We start from the raw sequence: 17,120 nt of genomic DNA, 5'->3' as shown, positions 1-17,120 counted from the left end.
TCGTGTGGTTCATGGTGCCAGCCCTTGTCAGGCCGACTCCTCGCCCCGGTTTCGCCAGAGCTTGAGCTCCTCGGCGATCTCCTTCAACGCCTGTTCGTCGTTGCGGTAGTAGGCGCGCCACAACCGCTGGCTCCGCTCAGCGATCACGTCAGGGTCCTCGTGGCTCGTCTTCTCGGACTCGAACCACTCGTCGTTGTCCATGAGCGTCTGCTTGATCACTCCGAGGAACTGCTGGCATTGGGGCAGGAAGAGTATCTGGGCGCAGGACTGCATGCTTCTGCCCGCCTCGATGAGGCTGTCAGCGAAGGGCTCCAGATCGCGGTAGAAATTCTTGAGCGCGATCTCCAGGTACCTGCGGGCGATCAGGGCGTCCACCGTCGCCTTGCAGAGGTGGACGTGGACGGAGAGGTCGGATGCCCCGCCGCGGCCGTCATCGAGATCTATCTGCGCGGATCTCATCACGTCCTCCCGCACGAGAAGACGGCAGGCGTCACGCAGGCTCACATAGATCGACACGAGCTTGTCGCGCATCCCGACGTCGAGCCCCTTGCGGTAGTCGAGGTCGTACTCCTCGATTATCTCCGAAACCTTCGCACCATAATCCTCGATCTGCATGAACAGCCGCAGCAGCCTCTGAAAGGAGAAATAGAGCATGTACATGGGGGACGGGTCGCCCTCTTCGTCCTCCGGCGGGTCCAGAAATCCCGACCAGCCCGCGATCGCCCCGCGCGCCATGGCGCCTCGGAGGATCTCCACCTCGAGATCTCGGTTGCTGGGGACCGAAGCGCCGAAACGTTTCTGCGCGGCCGTCTTGCCCGTGCCCATGGCGTCTCCGATGTCCTGCCACGTGGCACCGGCCCGCTTGGCCTCGGCAACCAATTGATTCAGGGTCTTCTCGGCCGATTCCTTGACCTTGATCGCGGACCTGACCATCAACAACGAGTACTCCGGGTCGGCGTTGCCGAATATCGGCTCCTCGATGGTGAATCTTGCTCCGCCGGCGGCCTGGACAATTGCCCGGCGCACGGCAAAATCGGCTGAGTCGTGCGACTCGGCGGCGTAGGGCCACGCCAGAGAGGCGGAGTTGGCGTGCCGGACGGCGGCACCCATGACCCGGCCTTCCAATTCTTCAAGATTCACTGCGCTGACGTCGTCGACGTCGTCGTCCTCAACCATGGCGGCCAATGTACGCGCCGCTCGAGGACCGGCGGATCCACGCCGAGTGGACCTGCGGCCGTCCACAGCCGAGTTGTCCACCGTTGGTGGACAACTCCCGCTGGATGCCCCACCTGACGGCCTCTAGCGTGATTTGCAGTCACCTCGAGGGCTCATTTCCCGAACTCCCCGGTGACGCCGGCAGACCTACCGCTGATCAATTTGCGAGGACGGAATGACTGGTTCTGAGATCGGGCCGGCGGTAGCAGCGGCACGATTGGTTGTGGAACGAGGGGCCCCGGCCGGAATGAGGCTGCTCCGATCGATGATCAATGGGCGAACCATCACGGTTGCCGGGCCGGCGCGATCGGGAAAGACGACGTTCGCCGACTACCTGCACTACGGAGCGTTCGAACACGCCCACGAAACGCCGACCACGTATTCCGCCTCGGCCAGCGGGCGATTCGATGTCGCCATCGGCGAACGGCGCAATCTCGAGATGATCGTCAGAAATCTCGTTGATCTCCCCGGCCTACTTCCCGATCAGTCGGAGCCTGTCTTCGACATCAACCCGCATGCGATCGTCATCGTGCTCGACGCATCGGCGCCGCTGCACAGGGCGGGCGACCCGATGGCCACCGCCACCTGGCTCGAGCACTTCATCGGCCGGCTGGACCAGCGCTGGGCCAACGCTGCCCGGGACCACAACAGGCTCAGGTCGCTCACCGTCGCGATCAACAAGGCTGACCTCGTCAAGGACGACCGCGTTTCTGACGTCGGCCAGGAATGCCGGGCCATCCTCGACCGGCACCTTCGCGCCGCGCGTGGTCCCCGCCTCGTCGAGGCAACCTTCCGGCGATGCTCGATGGTGGAGAACCCCAGCCACACCAAATGGGTGGACTCCATCCTCTTCGAGACGGCGCGCAACCTGTCCCGGTGAGCGGCCGGTGACCCCGTCACCGGCCTGGCGCGGGCCTCAGTCCTCGATCTTCGCCTGGACGCGCAATTCCGGGAGCCCGGCGACGCACTCCAGGTCGACCTCGATGCGGTCGTGCGGGTCGGTCGACGAGCGGAACTCGCCCTCGTCGTCGTCCTGCTCGTGGACGGCGAAGCCCTGGGCCGGGGACATCGAGATGATGCGGGAGCAGTCCGCGACCACGGTGCCGCCACGGGTGGGGAAGGACTTGCTCGCGTTCCCAACGGTGGCGTTCGATGACCCGGAGGGCGTGGATCCCGGGCCGGCACTCGACCCGACACCTGGGCCCGCGCTCGATCCGGCGCCCGGGTCGCCGCCTGGGCCGGCGCTTTCGCCGGGGCCGCGGCTGGTGGCGGTGCCGGGCGCGGCGGCGGCCTGGGCTGAGGCGCGGAGGGCGGTGAGTTCGCGTTCGGCCTGGGTCTCGGTGATCGGGGCGCCCTGGCGGGAGGTCAGGCCGGCGCCGACGAGGCCGATGCCCACGACGCCGACGGCCACCGCGAGCGCGGCCGCGAGCAGCCAGCCCGCGATGATCAGCAGCGGTCGGCGGTCGAAGATTCGCACACCGTCAACTATGGGGCGGGGCGCGCTAAGGCGAGCACCCGGCAGGGATAAGGGACGGTTAAGAACTTACCGGGACGGCCCTGACCCCGGATAACGTGCAGCACGTGGCCCGACTGCTGCTCATCGAGGACGACCCCGCGATCCGCAACAACCTGCTGCGGGCTCTCCGCGAACGCGGCCACGCGGTGGCCGCCGCCGGTGCCGCCATGGAGGGCCTGCAGACCGCCCTCGCCGAGCGCCCCGACCTGATCGTCCTCGACCTGGGCCTGCCCGACCTCGACGGGCGCGAGCTGTTGCGGATGCTGCGGGCGGTCAGCCGGACGCCGGTAATCGTGGCCACCGCCCGGGACGAGGAGACCGAGATGGTACGGCTCCTGGACGCGGGCGCCGACGACTACGTGGTGAAGCCGTTCACCGCGGCCCAGCTCGACGCGCGTGTCCGTGCGGTACTGCGGCGCGGGGCGGACACGGCTGGGCAGGCGCCGGAGCTGAATGTGGGCGGTCTGCGGATCGATCCGGCCGCGCGTACCGTCACGCTCGACGGCGCCGAGGTCGAGCTCAGCCCGCGCGAGTTCGACCTGCTGCACCATCTCGCCCAGCGGCCCGGCCAGGTGGTGACGAAGCGGGAGCTGCTGAGCGAGGTGTGGCAGGTCCCGTACGGAGGCGCCGACAAGACGGTCGACGTCCACCTCTCCTGGCTGCGCCGCAAACTGGGCGAGACCGCTCAGGAGCCGCGTTATCTGCACACGGTGCGGGGCGTCGGCGTACGTCTGAGCGAGCCGGCATGAGACAGCGCCTCACGCTGCTGGTGGCCGGGACGACGCTGCTCGTGCTGCTGGCCTTCCTCGTGCCGCTCGCGGTCCTGGTGCGGCAGGTGGCCGAGGACCGGGCGCTGAGCCGCGCGGACGACGTGGTGCAGACCATCGTGCCGGTCGCCGGGGCGGGGGACGTGACGGCATTACGGTTGGCGGTGACGGCTCAGCCCGTACCCGTGACGGTTTTTCTGCCCGACGAAAGCGTGCTCGGCACGCCCGCCGCGCCCACCGCCGCGGTCCGCCTCGCCGCGGAAAGCGGACGCGCCCTGACCGTGGTGACCGATGATGGTCAGGAAGTCGCCGTCCCCGTCCTCGGCGCCGGCGGTACCACCGTGGTGCGCACCGTCGTCACCGACGCCGAGCTGACCCGCGGCGTGACCCGCGCCTGGCTCACCCTCGCCGCCCTCGGCCTGGCCCTCGTGCTGCTCGGCCTGCTCGTCGCCGACCGCCTGGCCCGCACGATCACGGCGCCGATCACCCAGCTCTCCGAGGTGTCACATCGCCTGGCCGGGGCGGAGTTGACGGCCCGCGCCGATCCGTCCGGCCCGCGCGAGCTGCGGGAGGTGGCGGGCGCGCTCAACCATTTGGCCAGCCGCATCCAGGAGTTACTCGCCGCCGAGCGGGAACAGATCGCTGATCTCTCGCATCGGCTGCGGACGCCGCTGACGGCGCTGCGCCTGGAGGCCGAATCACTCCGGGATCCGGAGGAATCCGCGCGCGTCGCGTCCGCTGCTGATCAGGTCGCGCGCGCTGTCACCGCGGTAATCCAGCAGGCGCGCCGCAGGGACGTGGCGCCGGCCGTGGCGTCGTGCGACGCGGCGGCCGTGGTGCGGGACCGGGTCGCGTTCTGGGCTGTGCTGGCCGAGGACACCGGGCGGGCGCTGTCGCGTGCCCTCCCGCCGGAAGCGGAGCCCGTACCGGTGGCGGTCTCGGGCGAGGATCTGGCGGCGGCCCTGGACGCGCTGCTGGGGAACGTGTTCGCGCACACGCCCGACGGGACCGCCCTCTCGGTGACCCTCAGCACGGACGGCGTCCTGGAGATCGCCGACGCGGGCCCGGGGTTCGCCCCGTCCGCGGCTCGCCGGGGCGCGTCGGCGGGCGGGTCCACCGGGCTGGGCCTCGACATCGCCCGCCGGATCGCCACCCGGTTCGAGATCACCGGCGCCCCGGGGGGCGGCGCCGTGGTCCGGTTGCGTCTCCCCACCTCCTGACAGGTCAGCGCAGGTTTGTGCCAACCTATATGCGCACTTCACGACGTTCGGGAAGACTTCGGCCTCGCCACTGCCGCCGAGCGACCGAGGTGCCGACGATGACCGCCGAACCGGTTCGACCGAACGAGACGATCGTGCCGCTGCTGCCCTGCCTCGCGCCGGAGGAGACGCTGACCTTCTGGCGTGCCCTCGGCTTCCGGGTGACCTGGGAGCAGCATCGGCCGTACCTTTATCTGGCCTTTCGCTGGAGTGGTTTCGAGCTGCACTACGGGCGGCCGGCGGAGGGTGCCGACGCCGCTCAGGAGCGGACCGGCGGCTGCCTGGTGATGGTGGACGACGTCGCCCCCTATCACTCGGCTTTCACCGAGGCCATGCGCGGCACCTACGGCAAGGTCCTGTCGAAAGGGCTGCCGCGCATCACGCGCTACCGGGCCGGTGCCTCCCGCTTCACCGTCATGGACCCGTCCGGCAACTCGATCGTCTTCATCCGGCGCGACGAGCCCGAGGGCCTGGAGTACGGCGGGTCGAAGCAGCTCACCGGCCTCGCCAAGGTCCTCGACAACGCGCGGATCCTGCGCGAGTTCAAGACCGACGACCGCGCCGCGTTCCGCGCGCTGAACTCGGGCCTGCGCCGCAACCCGGACGCCCCGGCCGTCGAGCAGGCGATGGCACTGGCCGCGCTCATCGAACTCTCGCTGGCACTCGACGAACCGGACCGCGTGCCGGAGTGGGGCGGACGCCTGCGCGTCCTCGGCCTGACCCCGGACGAACGTGCCCGGGTGACCGCCTTCGTCGCCGACCCCGCCCTGATCGAGCCCTGGCTCGCGACGTCCACATGATCGTCGCTTCCCGCACCGGTCCGCTCGACGGCGCGTCGACGGGATCGGCAATCATCATGGCGTGGGCGACCTTCTGATCAATCTGCTGGCGAGCGTCATCGCCGGTACGGCCGTCTGGCTCGCGGGGTTCCTCGTACGCCGCCGCAAACTGAACCGGGAACGTGCCTTCTTCGGCCTCACCGCCGGAGGGAGCTGCCTGCTGGTGGTGTCCCGGCACGCGTCGTCGCCGCGCGAGTTCAGCGTCCACCGCCGCGACGTCGCCGCGCTGGTCGAGCTGGCGACCATCGCCCGGGAGTGCGGCGCGCACGCCGACCGGGTCGGCGACAACCAGCCGTCCGGCGAGATCGGACGGCTCACCGAGTTCTGCGTGGGCGGCCCGGGCGAGGCGAGCCCGCGCAGCGCCACCCACGTGCGCACGATCCTGCGCGGCGTGACATACGAGTACTTCGACGAGGGAAAGCGCCGAATGTCGTTCACGGTCGGCGACACCGAGTACGTTCTCAGCCCCGAGACCAGCTACGTCCTGCTCGCCCGGTTCTGGGGACCGGCCGGCGGGCACCCGGTGTTCTTCCTCGGCGGCCTGAGCGCGGGCAGCAACCTGGCCGCCGCCCGCTACCTCGCCGCGAACCACCCGGAGCTCGGCCGCACCTACGGCGCCGACCGGCCGTTCGCGCTGGTGCTGCGGGTGGTCGAGCCCGCCGCCTACGGCACCGACTTCACCGAGCTGGCCGCCGACGTGACCGATGTGGCGTTCCAGCCCGTTCCCCGGCCGGAGCAATAAGAGAGGGCGCACCCTCGGGATGCGCCCTCTCCCCTACCGATGATCAGTCGTCGTCACGGTCATCGCGGCCACCATGACGGTCACCACCGTTGTCATCGTCGTCGTCGCTGTCGTCCCGGCCCCGGTCGTTGTCGTCGTCCTGCTTGTGGCGCAGCACCTCGCCGGTGTTCAGGTCCACGTCGATGTCGTGCTCGACGCCGCTGTTGACGACCTCCACGTCCCACACCTGACGCCCGTGCTCCGTCTCCCGCTCGGTGTCCTCGACGTAACCCCCACCGGCCGCTCGCAGCGCGATCGCCTTGGCATCCTCGAGGCTGATCCCACCCGCCGCCGAAGCCGACGGTCCGGACGACGGCGAGGAAGAGGACGTGGACGACGGCGAGGGCGAGCTCGTGACCGAGTCGTCCGACGGGCTCGCCGACACCGACGGGCTGGTGTCCCCGGCGAGAGCCGTCCCCGCGACCCCCATCACCGCCAGCGCCCCCACCGCGACAACCACACCGGTCCGCGTACGCTTGTTCATCTTTTCCAACCTCCCAGTCGATCTGACCCGCTCACGATCACCCGACCGCGGATATCGCCACGCTGTGCGAACGCTAAGACCCGGCTAAGACCAGCTCACGAGGCTGCGCGGCAGTCGCCGTCGAGAGTCCGTGGCGCCGCGCCAGCCACAGGATCACCACCGCGAACCCCACCAGAACCGGCAGATCCACCACCGCGAACTGCCAGGGCATGTCCGCCGCCGTCTCGTCCACCCCGAGGTCGTTCCACGCCGCGGCCATGACCGTGCTGACCAGGTTGTTCATCACGTGCAGGGCGACCGCCGCCTCCAGCCCGCCGGTACGCACCGTCAGCCACCCGGCCACCACCCCGAAGATCAGCAGGTCCGCGAAGCCCCACGGCGTCCCCCACCCGTGCAGCGCCGCGAACACCAGCGCCTGCACCGCGATCGGCACCCACGGCGCCACGAACCACACCCCCACGCCCTGCAGGAGCCAGCCCCGCGTCAGGTACTCCTCCGCCGCCGCCTGGAACGGCACCACCAGCAGCAGCACCGACGTCGAGACCAGGAACGTCCCCCACCCCGCGAGTGGATCACCCAGCCCGGTGTCCGTGCCCGTGACAGCCGCCAGACCCAGCCCGCCCCCGAGAAAGAGCACGATCGCCACGAACGCCACCGGCAGGCAGATCCCCAGCCAGCGCCACCGCAGCCGCCCGGTCACCGACGACAGCGTCCCCGGCGGCCGCCGCTGGATCCACCACGCCGCCAGCAGCACGACCGGCAGCAGGAGCGCGATGCTCGCGAACGACAGGGCCAGGTCGGCCAGCGGCCCGAAACTGGGCATGCCGTCCACCTCGGGCCGTCCCGCCAGCCAGCCGATCAGTGCGGTGACCAGGACGAACCCGACGATCAGGACGACCGCGGCCCCGAGAATGAAGAGCGTGCCGAGCACCGGGCGCCACCAGCGGTGCGAGGCGGTGCGGGCGAGCCGGTGATAGGGAGTGAGCGGCGGCGGCGAATTCAGCATGCTCGAAGTCTGGCCACCGCGCCCGCCGCGGACATCCGGCCGGAGCCGGATTCCCGTCTCTACCCTGAGGTATAGACCGCCTTACCCGTAAGCTGTCCGGCGATGGCACGCTGGGGGATCTGGTTGCCGCCGACACTGCTGGCGGCAACCCAGTTGGTGGTCTGGCCAGGCGTTTCTCTCACGCAGCCTTTTACCGTACGGGTGACCGCACTCGTCCTGCTCATCCTCGTGATCACGGCTGCCCTGCTCCTGCGCCGGAACCGCCCCGTGGCCGTCCTCGTCACCGTGACCGCCGCCGTCACGCTGAGCGGCTGGATAGCACCCGAGCAGGTCTTCTTCGTCCCCGGCGACACCCTCCTGGTCATGTCACTGGCCGACCTGGTGGCCCTGTTCACCCTGTCCGCCCACTGCTCCCGCCGCACCACCGCGCTGGCCGTCGCCGGACTCACCCTCTGGCAGGTCACCGACGTCCTGCTCACCGGCTCGGACCCGCTGGACGTCGTCGTGGGCGGCGCCACGTACGGCATCGTCGCCGCCGCCGGTCGCATCCGTCACCGCTGGCTGGCCGACCGCGAAGCCGCCGCCCGCCGCCTCGCCGAAGCCGAACGCGCCCGCCACGAGGCCGCCGAGGTGGAACGCCGCCGCCTGGCCCGCGAACTGCACGACGTCACCGCCCACCACCTGACCTCCATCGTGGTACAGGCCTCAGCCGCCCAATTCCTCGGCACCCAACGCCCCGAACTGCGCACCGAGGCCCTGACTTTCGCCGCCCGCACGGGCCATGAGGCCCTGACCGACCTGCGACGCCTGGTGGCGGTACTCCCCTACGGCGAACTCACCCCCGACCCCACCCCCACCCTGTCCGACCTGGCCGACGACTTCCGCCACCTGGGCCAAACAGTCCTCCTCGACCTCACCGAGGAACCGCCACCAGGCACAGCCGGGAACCAACCGCCGGGCACAGCCGGGAACCAACCGCCGGGCACAGCCGGGGAGCAACCGCCGGGCACAGCCGGCCGACCCCCAGGCACAGGCGGCCGACCCCCAGGCACAGCCGGGGAGCAACCGCCAGGCACAGCCGAGCAACAACCGCCAGGCACAGCCGGGGCGCAACCGCCGGGCATGGGTGAGGCGGAGCTGGTGGGTGCGCCGGCGGGGGTCGCTGAGGCGGTGCGCGGGATTGCTCGGGAGGCGCTGACGAACACGTTGCGCTACGCGCCGGGGGCCACGGTTCGGATCGGGCTGACTCGCCGAGCGACGGAGATCGAGCTGGTGGTGGAGGACAACGGCCCGGCCGGGACGGCGACAGCCAAGCAAGGGACGGCCGGGCTCGGTGGGGGGCGTGGGATCGCGGGGATGCGGGAGCGGGCGGTGGCGCTGGGCGGGACGGTGGAGGCGGGGCCGCGTGACGGGGGTGGATGGCGGGTGCGGGCTGTGTTTCCGCGTGCTTTGCGCGTACCCCTGAAAAGGAGCCTGCTCCGCAGCCAGGCCGTGCTGGACGCCGCGCTGGCTATGATCACTTTGGCCCTGCCGTTGGCCGGCGTCGCCGGTCTGGCGACCGAGTCCCCGGCCGCGACCGCGCTCGTGCTGCTTGCCGTGATCGCCCACGCCGCGCCCCTGATGTGGCGGCGGCGCGCGCCGTGGCTGGTGTTCGCGATCGTCACGGCCACCACCTGGCTGGGGCCGTTGCTGCTGGTCACCGGCGTGATGAGCGACGAGGACACCTACCTGTTCCTGTTCAGCGTGGGCGCCGATCTGGCCGCCGTCTACGCCGTCGCCTCCCGTGGTTCCCGCCCCGGGCTGACGTGGATCGCCCCGGTCGTCTCCCTCGTCAATACCGCGCTGACGCTGTCCGTGCTGGTCAATCTCGGACAGCCCCGGCTCGGACCGATCATGTTCGTGATCGCGGCCGGGTTCCTGACGGTGATCGCCGCGGTGATTCTGGCGCTGCCGATGGGTGCCGCCTGGCTGGCCGGGCGTGCGACGCGGCGGCGCCGGCAGCGACGACTCGAGCGGGAGGAGGGCGCGGTCGTGGCCGTCACCGCACAGGCCGAACTCCGCACCCGCGACGAGCGAGCCCGGGTGGCCGCCGGACTGCACGCCGCTGTTCTGTCGCATGCCGCGCGGGTGCCGCTCGCCGCCGAACGCGCGGATCTGGACGGGGTGCTCGAGGCCGGGAAGGGTGCCCTGGCCGCCATGCGTGAGCTGCTCGATGATCTGGGAAGCGCGGACAAGCCGTCGCCGGAGGTGTCGTCATCGCCATTCGGGTGATCGTCGTTGACGACCAGCTCATGGTGCGCGCTGGGCTGTGCGCCATCGTTGCCTCGCAGGGCGACATGGAGGTCGTGGGCGAGGCCGGTGACGGTCAGAGCGCCCTGGAGCTGACGGCTCGGGTGGGGGCGGATGTCGTGCTGATGGACGTACGGATGCCCGGAATGGACGGTTTGACCGCGACGGCCCGCCTCACCGCCGAGACGACAGCTCCCCGGGTTCTGGTGCTGACCACTTTTCATCAGGACGCGTACGTATTTCAGGCCCTGCGCGCCGGCGCCTCCGGTTTCCTGCTGAAGGACTCCGACCCGGCCGAACTGGTCGCCGCGATCCGTGTCGTGGCCGGCGGCGACGCGATGCTCAGCCCCACCGTCACGCGGCGGCTGATCGACGCGTTCGCCCGCGGTACGGTGTCGTCCGCCCAGCCGGACGATCCGCGACTCACCCTGCTCACCCCGCGTGAACGGGAGGTGCTCGTCCAACTCGCCGGCGGCCTGTCCAACGCGGAGATCGGCGACGTCCTCGGCATCGGGACCGGCACCGTCAAAGCGCACGTCAACGCGCTGCTGGCGAAGATCGGAGCACGGGACCGGGTGCAGGCGACGATCGTCGCGTACGACCTTGGTCTGGTAACACCACGCTGACACGTCGTTTCTCGGTGGCGGGCGGGGATAGGCTGACAGAAGCCTACGAACGGGGCCAGGATGGGACTTCGCTTACCGGCTGCGACCACGGCACCGGCCCAACCACGCCCTGCCCCATCCCCACCGCCGTCGTCACCGCCACCCTCCCCGCCGCTGTCGCTGTCCCCGCCGCCGTCCCTGTCCCCGCCGCCGGGATCGTCGGGTGAGAGGTCGCCCCGGTCAGCTCAGGGGTCGCCACCCCGGTCAGCCCAGCCGCCACCCAGGTCAACCCAGCCGCCACCCCGATCAGCCCAGGGGTCGCCGCCCTCCGCTCAACCGCCACCCCGGTCAGCCCAGGGGTCGCCGCCCTCCGCTCAACCGCCACCCCGGTCAGCCCAGCGCCGCGACCTGACAGCACAGCTCCCGGCCCAGTCGGGTCCGCCGTCGGCTGAGTGGTCGCCCACCCCGCCCCGCGCTTCCGACGGCCGCACCACCGTTGTCATCGTGGACGACCACGACCTGATCCGGCGCGGGCTGCGGCACGCGTTCGGGCGGGACCGGCAGTTCGTCATCATCGGTGAGGCCGCGACCGCCGCCGAGGCGGTTCGGCTGGCCGCCATGCTCCAGCCCGATGTCATGATCATGGATTTGCGACTGCCCGACGGCAGCGGGCTCGAGGCCACCCGGGCGATCCGCCGGCACAGTGCGCGGATGGCCATCGTGGTGCTCACCATGTACGCCGGTGACGACCAACTGTTCGGCGCCCTCGAAGCCGGTGCCAGCGCGTTCGTCCCCAAGACCGCGACCGCCGAGGAGGTGGTGGCCGCCGCCCGCCACGCAGCGGTGGCGCCGAACGCGTTCACCGCAGCCGACATGGCCGAGGCGATGAAGCGCCGGCTCGCCCCGTCCGGGCCGCAGCTGTCCCCTCGCGAGGCGCAGGTGCTGCGGCTGCTCGCGGACGGCATGAGCGTGGCCGGGATCGCCAAGCAGCTGTTCGTCTCCGAGTCGACGGCGAAGACGCACATGTCCAAGCTGTACGAGAAGCTCGGCGCGGCCAACCGGGCCCAAGCCCTGATGACCGCGCTCCGGCTGGGCCTGCTGGAGGCGCCGGACGCCCCGAAGTTCTAGTCGTCGTCGTCCCCGTCGTCACCGTCGTCGTCATCTCCGTCGCCACCCGGGCAGCCGGTGAGCGCCAGCAGCACCCCGGCGGCACCGGCGAGTCCGACCGTCCGCCCGAAGAACCCCCGGCGGCTGATCACGGCATCGGTCCGGACCTCATCCTCAGTTTTGGTTCGCAGGTCGTCCATGGCGGCATTCTCGCATCATTCCGGGGCGATTCCCCGCCGGTAGAGGGCCGCATTCTCCGTTCGGCTGAAGCGGCGCACCGGTCTCTCAGCCTGCCGGTCTCTCAGCCCGCCCGTCCCTCAGCCCGCCGGCACGACCTCCACGACGACCTTCCCGGCGATCTTTCCTCGATCGATCCGGTCCATCGCCTCAGCCGCGTCCTCGAACGAATAGACGGAGTCGATGACCGGCCTAACCGACATTTCCGATATTTCCTGTAAGTCAGTCCTGTTCGGGCGGCCTACCAGCGTCTTCAACCGCCGATCCGAGAACAAGCCGGTGACACTCGCTCCCAGGATCCGGCGCGCGGGACCCAGCAGCCGGCCGCCCGTGCCCACCGACAGCGCCAGCACACCGCCAGGATTCAGAGCACCTCGCAATTCCTTGATCGAGTGGTTCCCGGCAAGGTCGAAGATCGCGTCGTACCCCTCCCCCGGTCCACCCGCCGCCGCATAGTCCCGGACCTCGTCGGCCCCGATCGCTTTCAGTCTGTCGACGTTGCGGCCAGCGCATTCAGCTGTCACGTGCGCACCCATGCTCTTGGCGATCTGCACCGCGAACGTCCCGATCCCGCCAGCCGCCCCCGTCACGAGCAATCGCTGCCCGGCCTGAATCCGGATGGCATCCCGAAGCGTCTGAAGTGCGGTTGTCCCACCCAACGGCAGCGCCGCCGCCTCGACGAAGCTCAACTCGACGGGTTTACGCGCGAGTAGTCCCGCCGGCACCCGGACGATTTCAGCAAGCGCGCCCGCCTGCTCCCCGAACACGTCGTCACCGATGTCGAATTCGGTCACCCCTTCACCCTTCTCAACAACCCGGCCGGCCAGCGCGCGCCCGGCCACGAACCCCGGGCGCGGCCTGCGGAAGCCGCCGGCTCCAACCCGGATTGCGTACGGAAAACCGCGCAACATCAGACGATCAGCCGCATTGAGCCCGACCGCGTGCACCCGAACAAGCACCTCTCCAACCCCCGGCTCCGGAGTCACCACCTCCCTGAGCACGACCTGACCCGGCGAACCGAACCCGCTCTGCACCAGCGCCCGCATGCTTCCTCCACTCCTGCTTACACCGTAAGCTTACGTTGTAAGCTACAGTGACAGGCGAACGCAACCCCCACCCGGGACGGATCGATGACAGGCAGAACTTTGAGCGCGGAACGCGTACTCAATGCGGCTTTGACCTTGGCAGACGCAGGCGGAACCGAAGCACTCAGCATGCGCCGCCTCGGCCAGTCCCTGGGCGTCGAAGCGATGTCCCTCTATCGCCACGTCGCCAACAAGGACGCCGTCCTGGCCGGCATCACCGACCTGGTGATCAGCGAAATCACCCTCCCGGCCGTGACCGGGGACTGGAAGTCAGCGATGCGGCAGCGCGGCCTGGCCGCCCACGAGGTCCTGATGCGCCATCCGTGGGCCCCGGCGCTGCTGATGTCCCGCACCAACTCGGGCCCCGCGATGATCCGCTACATCGACTTCACCCTCGGCGTCCTGCGGGATGCAGGCTTCTCCTGGGGCTTGGCGGATCATGCGTGGAACACGATGGACAGCTTCATCTACGGCTTCACCCTGCGAAAGCTGAGCTTCCCGATAGAGCAGAAGGACTATGCGGAGGTGGCGGGGGCACACCTGCACCTCCTGGAAGGCTTCCCCCACATGGCCGAATTGACCAGAATTGTGGCATCGGGCGGGCACCCCGGAGAGCCGGAGGTAACGTTCGGCCTGGACCTGATCCTGGACGGCCTGGAGGCATTATCACGAGACCCGGGGGCGTCGGGTGGGCCCCCTGCTTGAGGGCGCGGTCGGGGGTTGTTAGGTTCTTCGCCAGCAGGTCCGGGTGGCGGAATGGCAGACGCGCTAGCTTGAGGTGCTAGTGCCCGTATAGGGCGTGGGGGTTCAAGTCCCCCCTCGGACACACATTAAGCACACGGCCGAAGTCGTCGGAGACGATCTCGGCCTTCAGTGTTTCTGGGCCTGGTTGGTAGGTCATGCGCAGTCCGAGACGGCTATAGAGTTCGGCTTTGTCTCTCGGATCGGCCTTGCGGAGGATCTTGAGCAGCCCGCCGAGGCTGTCGACGATCGCGGTGATCTGGTCGTCGGTGAGTCGTTGTGGCGGTGCGGTGCTGAGCCGGGCTGTCGTGGCCGCAGCGGCGCGGATGGCTGATGTCTCGGTGATCCAGCCGGCGATGAGTACCGGGTCGCCGCCGGCGTCGAGGGCGGCTCGGTAGCGCTCGATCTTGGCATCGCAGTCCTCGATCGTCCGGGCAAGGTTGTCTGCCTCATCGTCGGCGGAATGCGCTGCGAGGTCGGCTCGGTATTGGGCGTCGGCCATTGCGCGCAGGTTCGTCGTGAGCGTGTCGCCTTGTAGTTCCTGCTGGAGGAAGCGGTCGATGGGCTCGGTGATGATGTCCTCGCGCAGGTAGAGCACGGGCGGGTGCTCGATCTGGTGTTGGCGCACGTAGTCGCGGGACGCCTTGCAGCGGTAGTAGAGCTTGTCGTGGTTGGGGTTGCCAACCATGTTGCGACCGCAGATGCCGCAGGTGATGAGGCCCCGGAAGAGGTAGGGGCGCACGCTTCGTCGTGGTGCACGTCCGATCTCGCCGAGCGCGCCTCGTGTCTTGATCTTCTGTTGTGCGCGCTCGTAGAGGTCGGTGGTGATGATCGGCTTGTGGGCTTGGGTCTTTGACCAGATCCAGTCGCTGGGGTCGTTCCAGCGGTGCCGGTTCTCGTGGCCCAGGGCGATGTCTTCGACGTCGAGGAGGACTTCGTCGGTGCGCTGTTTGTTCCACACCTGGTGACCGGTGTAGCGCGGGTTGAGCAGGATCGCGCGGATGGCGGAGGTCTCCCATACCTCGTTGCTGCGGTGCGGGTTGCGGGCGCGGTCGTATGCGGAGGGGCAGGGGATGCCGTCCTGGGTGAGGCCGCGGGCGATCGAGGTCATGCCGCGACCGGCGACGTATTCGGTGAAGATCCGCTCGACGACCGGTGCGGTGACCGGGTCGGGGTCGAGGCGTTGCAGTCGCTTGCCTTGAGCGGCTTTGGCGGGGTTGGGATGCGGGCCGGCGTCGGCGAACCGGTAGCCGTAGGGCGGGCGCCCGCCCAGGAATCGCCCTTCGAGCTCGGTCTGTGCCTTCATCGCGGAGCGGACGCGGATTTTGATGCGGTTGCGTTCGCCTTTGCTCATGCCGCCGTAGAGCGCCATGACGAGATCGTGGGCGTCGGAACCGGGGTCGATGGCGCCACCGACCTCCGGCACCCAGAGTCCGACGCCATAGTGCACGAAGACCGGGAAGGTCATGCCGAACTGGCTGCCGTAGAAGGCGCGTTGCGGTTCACCGATGACCACGGCGTCGAAGTCGCGGCCGGCGCTCTTGATCGCGTCGAGCAGCCGGAGCGCTTCCGAGCGTCGCTTCCATGGCAGCGACCGCGACAGGCCGACGTCGAAGAACTGTGTGACGATCTCGCCGCCTGTCGGTTCGATGAGGCTGCGGGCTCGTGAGAGCTGCCAGGCCTTGGAGGCTTGCGGGTCCTGCTGGTCTTCGGTCGACACACGTCCGTAGAAGGCGAACCTCATGTCTGCCGAGTGTTCCGGGCTCGCTGGATGATGCGCCACAGCGCATCTGCGGCAGTATCGGAGAGCGGGACTTCTAGGGACGTCTTGAGCTGGCCATTCTTGATTTCGAGTGTCATGGCGGTTCGTATGCTGCGATTTCTCCCCTCAGTGGTTAGGTCTTCGGTGGTGATCGTCGGGCCTCCCTTCTGCTCGCTTCGGAGTGTCCGCGCGGTCGTCCGTCCGTTGTCCGTCCGCGCGTTGATGTGCGCAGACGCGCGCGTGACGGACGGACGTCCGCGCGGACGTTCGGGTCAGGCTCGCCAGTGGCCGCGGGTGACTTGCTGGGCGCGGCCGGCGGCGGCGAGGGCTTGGAGGCGGTCGTAGATCCAGGTGCGTTTCATGCCGGTGAGGTCGATGAGTTCGGGCACGGTCAGGCCGCCGTCGGGTGCCTGGTCGAGGGCCATGGTGAGCGTGCGTTCCGGGTCGGACGGCTGGGCACGGGGTGGGTCGATGGCCTTCGGTTGTCGGTCGAGTGCTGCGCGCGAGAGCGGGTCGAGGTCGGGTCGCTGGTCGGCGTAGCGAGTGACGGTGTCGCGGACGTGGTCATCGGTGACGAGGTAGGCGCGGGCGCGGCGGGGTTGGTTGTGGCCGTCGGCGAGAACGTAGAACTTGCCGGGTGCGTCGAGGGAATGGGCGTGCCAGCCGGCGGTGAGCATGCCTTTGTCGAGGATGAGGTCGACGTCGCGGCGTTCACGAACGCGGAGGCAGACGCGGACGCTCATCTGGGAGCGCAGCGCTCCCCCGCCCATGGCCTTCTGCGTCGGGCGTTGAGTGGCGGCGAGCAGGTCGACGGCGACCGCGCGTCCGCGTCGGGCGATGGATTCGGCGTGGATGACTGCGGCTGGTGCAGTGTCGGCGAGTTCGGCGTACTCGTCGATGACGATCACTAGCGCGGGAGCTTTAGGGCTGGGCTCCCAGACGCGGGTGTTGTCGTGGCTGGAGGCGTGCGCGCGGGCGTCGAGCACGCTGACGGCGTCGGCGAGCAGTTGAGTCGCTTCGTCGGGCGTGGTGGCGAGTCTGGCGAGGCAGGGTGCCCAGGGCCGGAGTTCCATGCCGCCTTTGAGATCGATGCCCCAGAGCACGACGTCTTCGCAGGCGACCAGGTTGCCGAGGACGACGTTGAGTACGCCGCTCTTGCCGGAGTCGGTAGTGCCGCCGATAAGTGCGTGTCGGCGTAGCAACGGGATGCGGACAGGTGTCGCGTCCTCGAAGACGCCGAGTTCGATCGGGTCGGCCAGGGTTCGTGTGGTGGGGCCGGGCCAGGGGATGGCGCCGGCGTGTGGGTCGATGGCGAGCACGCGCATGGTGCAACGGCCGGCGTGGGCGGGGTCTTGTTCGACGCGGACGGCGCCGGGGCGGGTGCCGAGGGCGGATTCGATGGCGGGCACTTTGGCGATGACGTCGGC

Annotated in this window: 17 protein-coding genes and 1 tRNA gene; 10 read left to right on the top strand and 8 right to left on the bottom strand. The window is 69.5% G+C overall.

Translation table 11 applies throughout. The features are described 5' to 3' along the window. Positions 1-27 precede the first annotated feature (27 nt). Positions 28-1,176 (bottom strand): hypothetical protein, encoded by a 1,149-nt coding sequence (locus AB0M02_RS23710; RefSeq protein WP_364230043.1) that lies wholly within the window; start codon positions 1,174-1,176, stop codon positions 28-30. 286 nt (positions 1,177-1,462) lie between these two features. Between AB0M02_RS23710 and AB0M02_RS23705 the strand changes: the two genes are divergently transcribed. Next, positions 1,463-2,095 (top strand): GTPase domain-containing protein, encoded by a 633-nt coding sequence (locus tag AB0M02_RS23705; RefSeq protein WP_364230042.1) that lies wholly within the window; start codon positions 1,463-1,465, stop codon positions 2,093-2,095. 36 nt (positions 2,096-2,131) lie between these two features. On the opposite strand, the gene AB0M02_RS23700 is transcribed toward AB0M02_RS23705, so the two are convergent. Next, positions 2,132-2,692, bottom strand: coding sequence for a hypothetical protein (locus AB0M02_RS23700; protein ID WP_364230040.1), 561 nt, complete (start codon positions 2,690-2,692; stop codon positions 2,132-2,134). Between the two features lie 104 nt (positions 2,693-2,796). Here AB0M02_RS23700 and AB0M02_RS23695 point away from each other — a divergent pair, with 104 nt between their 5' ends. From AB0M02_RS23695 to AB0M02_RS23680, 4 genes are all read left to right on the top strand, one after another. Next, on the top strand, positions 2,797-3,480 hold the full coding sequence (locus tag AB0M02_RS23695) for a response regulator transcription factor (RefSeq protein WP_364230038.1): 684 nt from the start codon (positions 2,797-2,799) through the stop codon (positions 3,478-3,480). Next, a complete protein-coding gene (locus AB0M02_RS23690) occupies positions 3,477-4,718 on the top strand; it encodes a HAMP domain-containing sensor histidine kinase (RefSeq protein ID WP_364230036.1) in 1,242 nt (413 codons plus the stop codon). Before AB0M02_RS23695 ends, AB0M02_RS23690 begins: the two co-directional genes overlap by 4 nt. 98 nt (positions 4,719-4,816) lie before the next feature. Further along, the gene (locus AB0M02_RS23685) at positions 4,817-5,557 is read left to right on the top strand and encodes a glyoxalase (protein WP_364230035.1); all 741 of its coding nucleotides are present in this window, start codon (positions 4,817-4,819) and stop codon (positions 5,555-5,557) included. A gap of 61 nt (positions 5,558-5,618) precedes the next feature. Next, complete coding sequence (locus AB0M02_RS23680) at positions 5,619-6,338, top strand: hypothetical protein (protein ID WP_364230033.1); 720 nt, start codon at positions 5,619-5,621, stop codon at positions 6,336-6,338. A gap of 43 nt (positions 6,339-6,381) precedes the next feature. Here AB0M02_RS23680 and AB0M02_RS23675 read toward each other — a convergent pair whose 3' ends face one another. Together AB0M02_RS23675 and AB0M02_RS23670 are read right to left on the bottom strand one after the other, a co-directional pair. Then, positions 6,382-6,861: a PepSY domain-containing protein gene (locus AB0M02_RS23675; protein WP_364230031.1), complete on the bottom strand. Its 480-nt coding sequence runs from the start codon at positions 6,859-6,861 to the stop codon at positions 6,382-6,384. Between the two features lie 73 nt (positions 6,862-6,934). After that, positions 6,935-7,867 (bottom strand): CPBP family intramembrane glutamic endopeptidase, encoded by a 933-nt coding sequence (locus AB0M02_RS23670; RefSeq protein ID WP_364230030.1) that lies wholly within the window; start codon positions 7,865-7,867, stop codon positions 6,935-6,937. Positions 7,868-8,068: 201 nt separating this feature from the next. Here AB0M02_RS23670 and AB0M02_RS23665 point away from each other — a divergent pair, with 201 nt between their 5' ends. The 3 genes from AB0M02_RS23665 (at position 8,069) to AB0M02_RS23655 (ending at position 11,889) form a co-directional block, all read left to right on the top strand. Continuing rightward, positions 8,069-10,138 (top strand): histidine kinase, encoded by a 2,070-nt coding sequence (locus AB0M02_RS23665; RefSeq protein WP_364230029.1) that lies wholly within the window; start codon positions 8,069-8,071, stop codon positions 10,136-10,138. Further along, the gene (locus tag AB0M02_RS23660) at positions 10,123-10,782 is read left to right on the top strand and encodes a response regulator transcription factor (RefSeq protein WP_364230556.1); all 660 of its coding nucleotides are present in this window, start codon (positions 10,123-10,125) and stop codon (positions 10,780-10,782) included. Before AB0M02_RS23665 ends, AB0M02_RS23660 begins: the two co-directional genes overlap by 16 nt. A 483-nt stretch (positions 10,783-11,265) precedes the next feature. Then, positions 11,266-11,889 (top strand): response regulator transcription factor, encoded by a 624-nt coding sequence (locus tag AB0M02_RS23655; RefSeq protein ID WP_364230028.1) that lies wholly within the window; start codon positions 11,266-11,268, stop codon positions 11,887-11,889. Here the strand turns inward: AB0M02_RS23655 and AB0M02_RS23650 are convergent. After that, a complete protein-coding gene (locus tag AB0M02_RS23650) occupies positions 11,886-12,068 on the bottom strand; it encodes a hypothetical protein (protein ID WP_364230026.1) in 183 nt (60 codons plus the stop codon). The genes AB0M02_RS23655 and AB0M02_RS23650 overlap by 4 nt on opposite strands. A gap of 117 nt (positions 12,069-12,185) precedes the next feature. Further along, complete coding sequence (locus tag AB0M02_RS23645; protein WP_364230024.1) at positions 12,186-13,151, bottom strand: NAD(P)-dependent alcohol dehydrogenase; 966 nt, start codon at positions 13,149-13,151, stop codon at positions 12,186-12,188. Between the two features lie 84 nt (positions 13,152-13,235). On the opposite strand from AB0M02_RS23645, the gene AB0M02_RS23640 reads away from it, so the two are divergent. After that, positions 13,236-13,895, top strand: coding sequence for a TetR/AcrR family transcriptional regulator C-terminal domain-containing protein (locus AB0M02_RS23640; RefSeq protein WP_364230023.1), 660 nt, complete (start codon positions 13,236-13,238; stop codon positions 13,893-13,895). Between the two features lie 37 nt (positions 13,896-13,932). Beyond that, positions 13,933-14,016 (top strand) — tRNA-Leu (locus AB0M02_RS23635). Here AB0M02_RS23635 and AB0M02_RS23630 read toward each other — a convergent pair. Continuing rightward, positions 13,972-15,675 carry a recombinase family protein gene (locus AB0M02_RS23630; protein ID WP_364230553.1) on the bottom strand — a complete coding sequence of 568 codons (1,704 nt, stop codon included), beginning with the start codon at positions 15,673-15,675 and terminating at the stop codon, positions 13,972-13,974. The genes AB0M02_RS23635 and AB0M02_RS23630 overlap by 45 nt on opposite strands. A gap of 290 nt (positions 15,676-15,965) precedes the next feature. Then, on the bottom strand, positions 15,966-17,120 hold a 1,155-nt coding region (locus tag AB0M02_RS23625; protein WP_364230021.1), incomplete at its 5' end, for an FtsK/SpoIIIE domain-containing protein.

The organism is Actinoplanes sp. NPDC051861, from assembly GCF_040681145.1.
GTDB lineage: Bacteria > Actinomycetota > Actinomycetes > Mycobacteriales > Micromonosporaceae > Actinoplanes.
The sequence above is the reverse complement of the archived record's forward strand: the minus strand, read 5'-3'. Positions and strand labels throughout refer to the sequence as shown.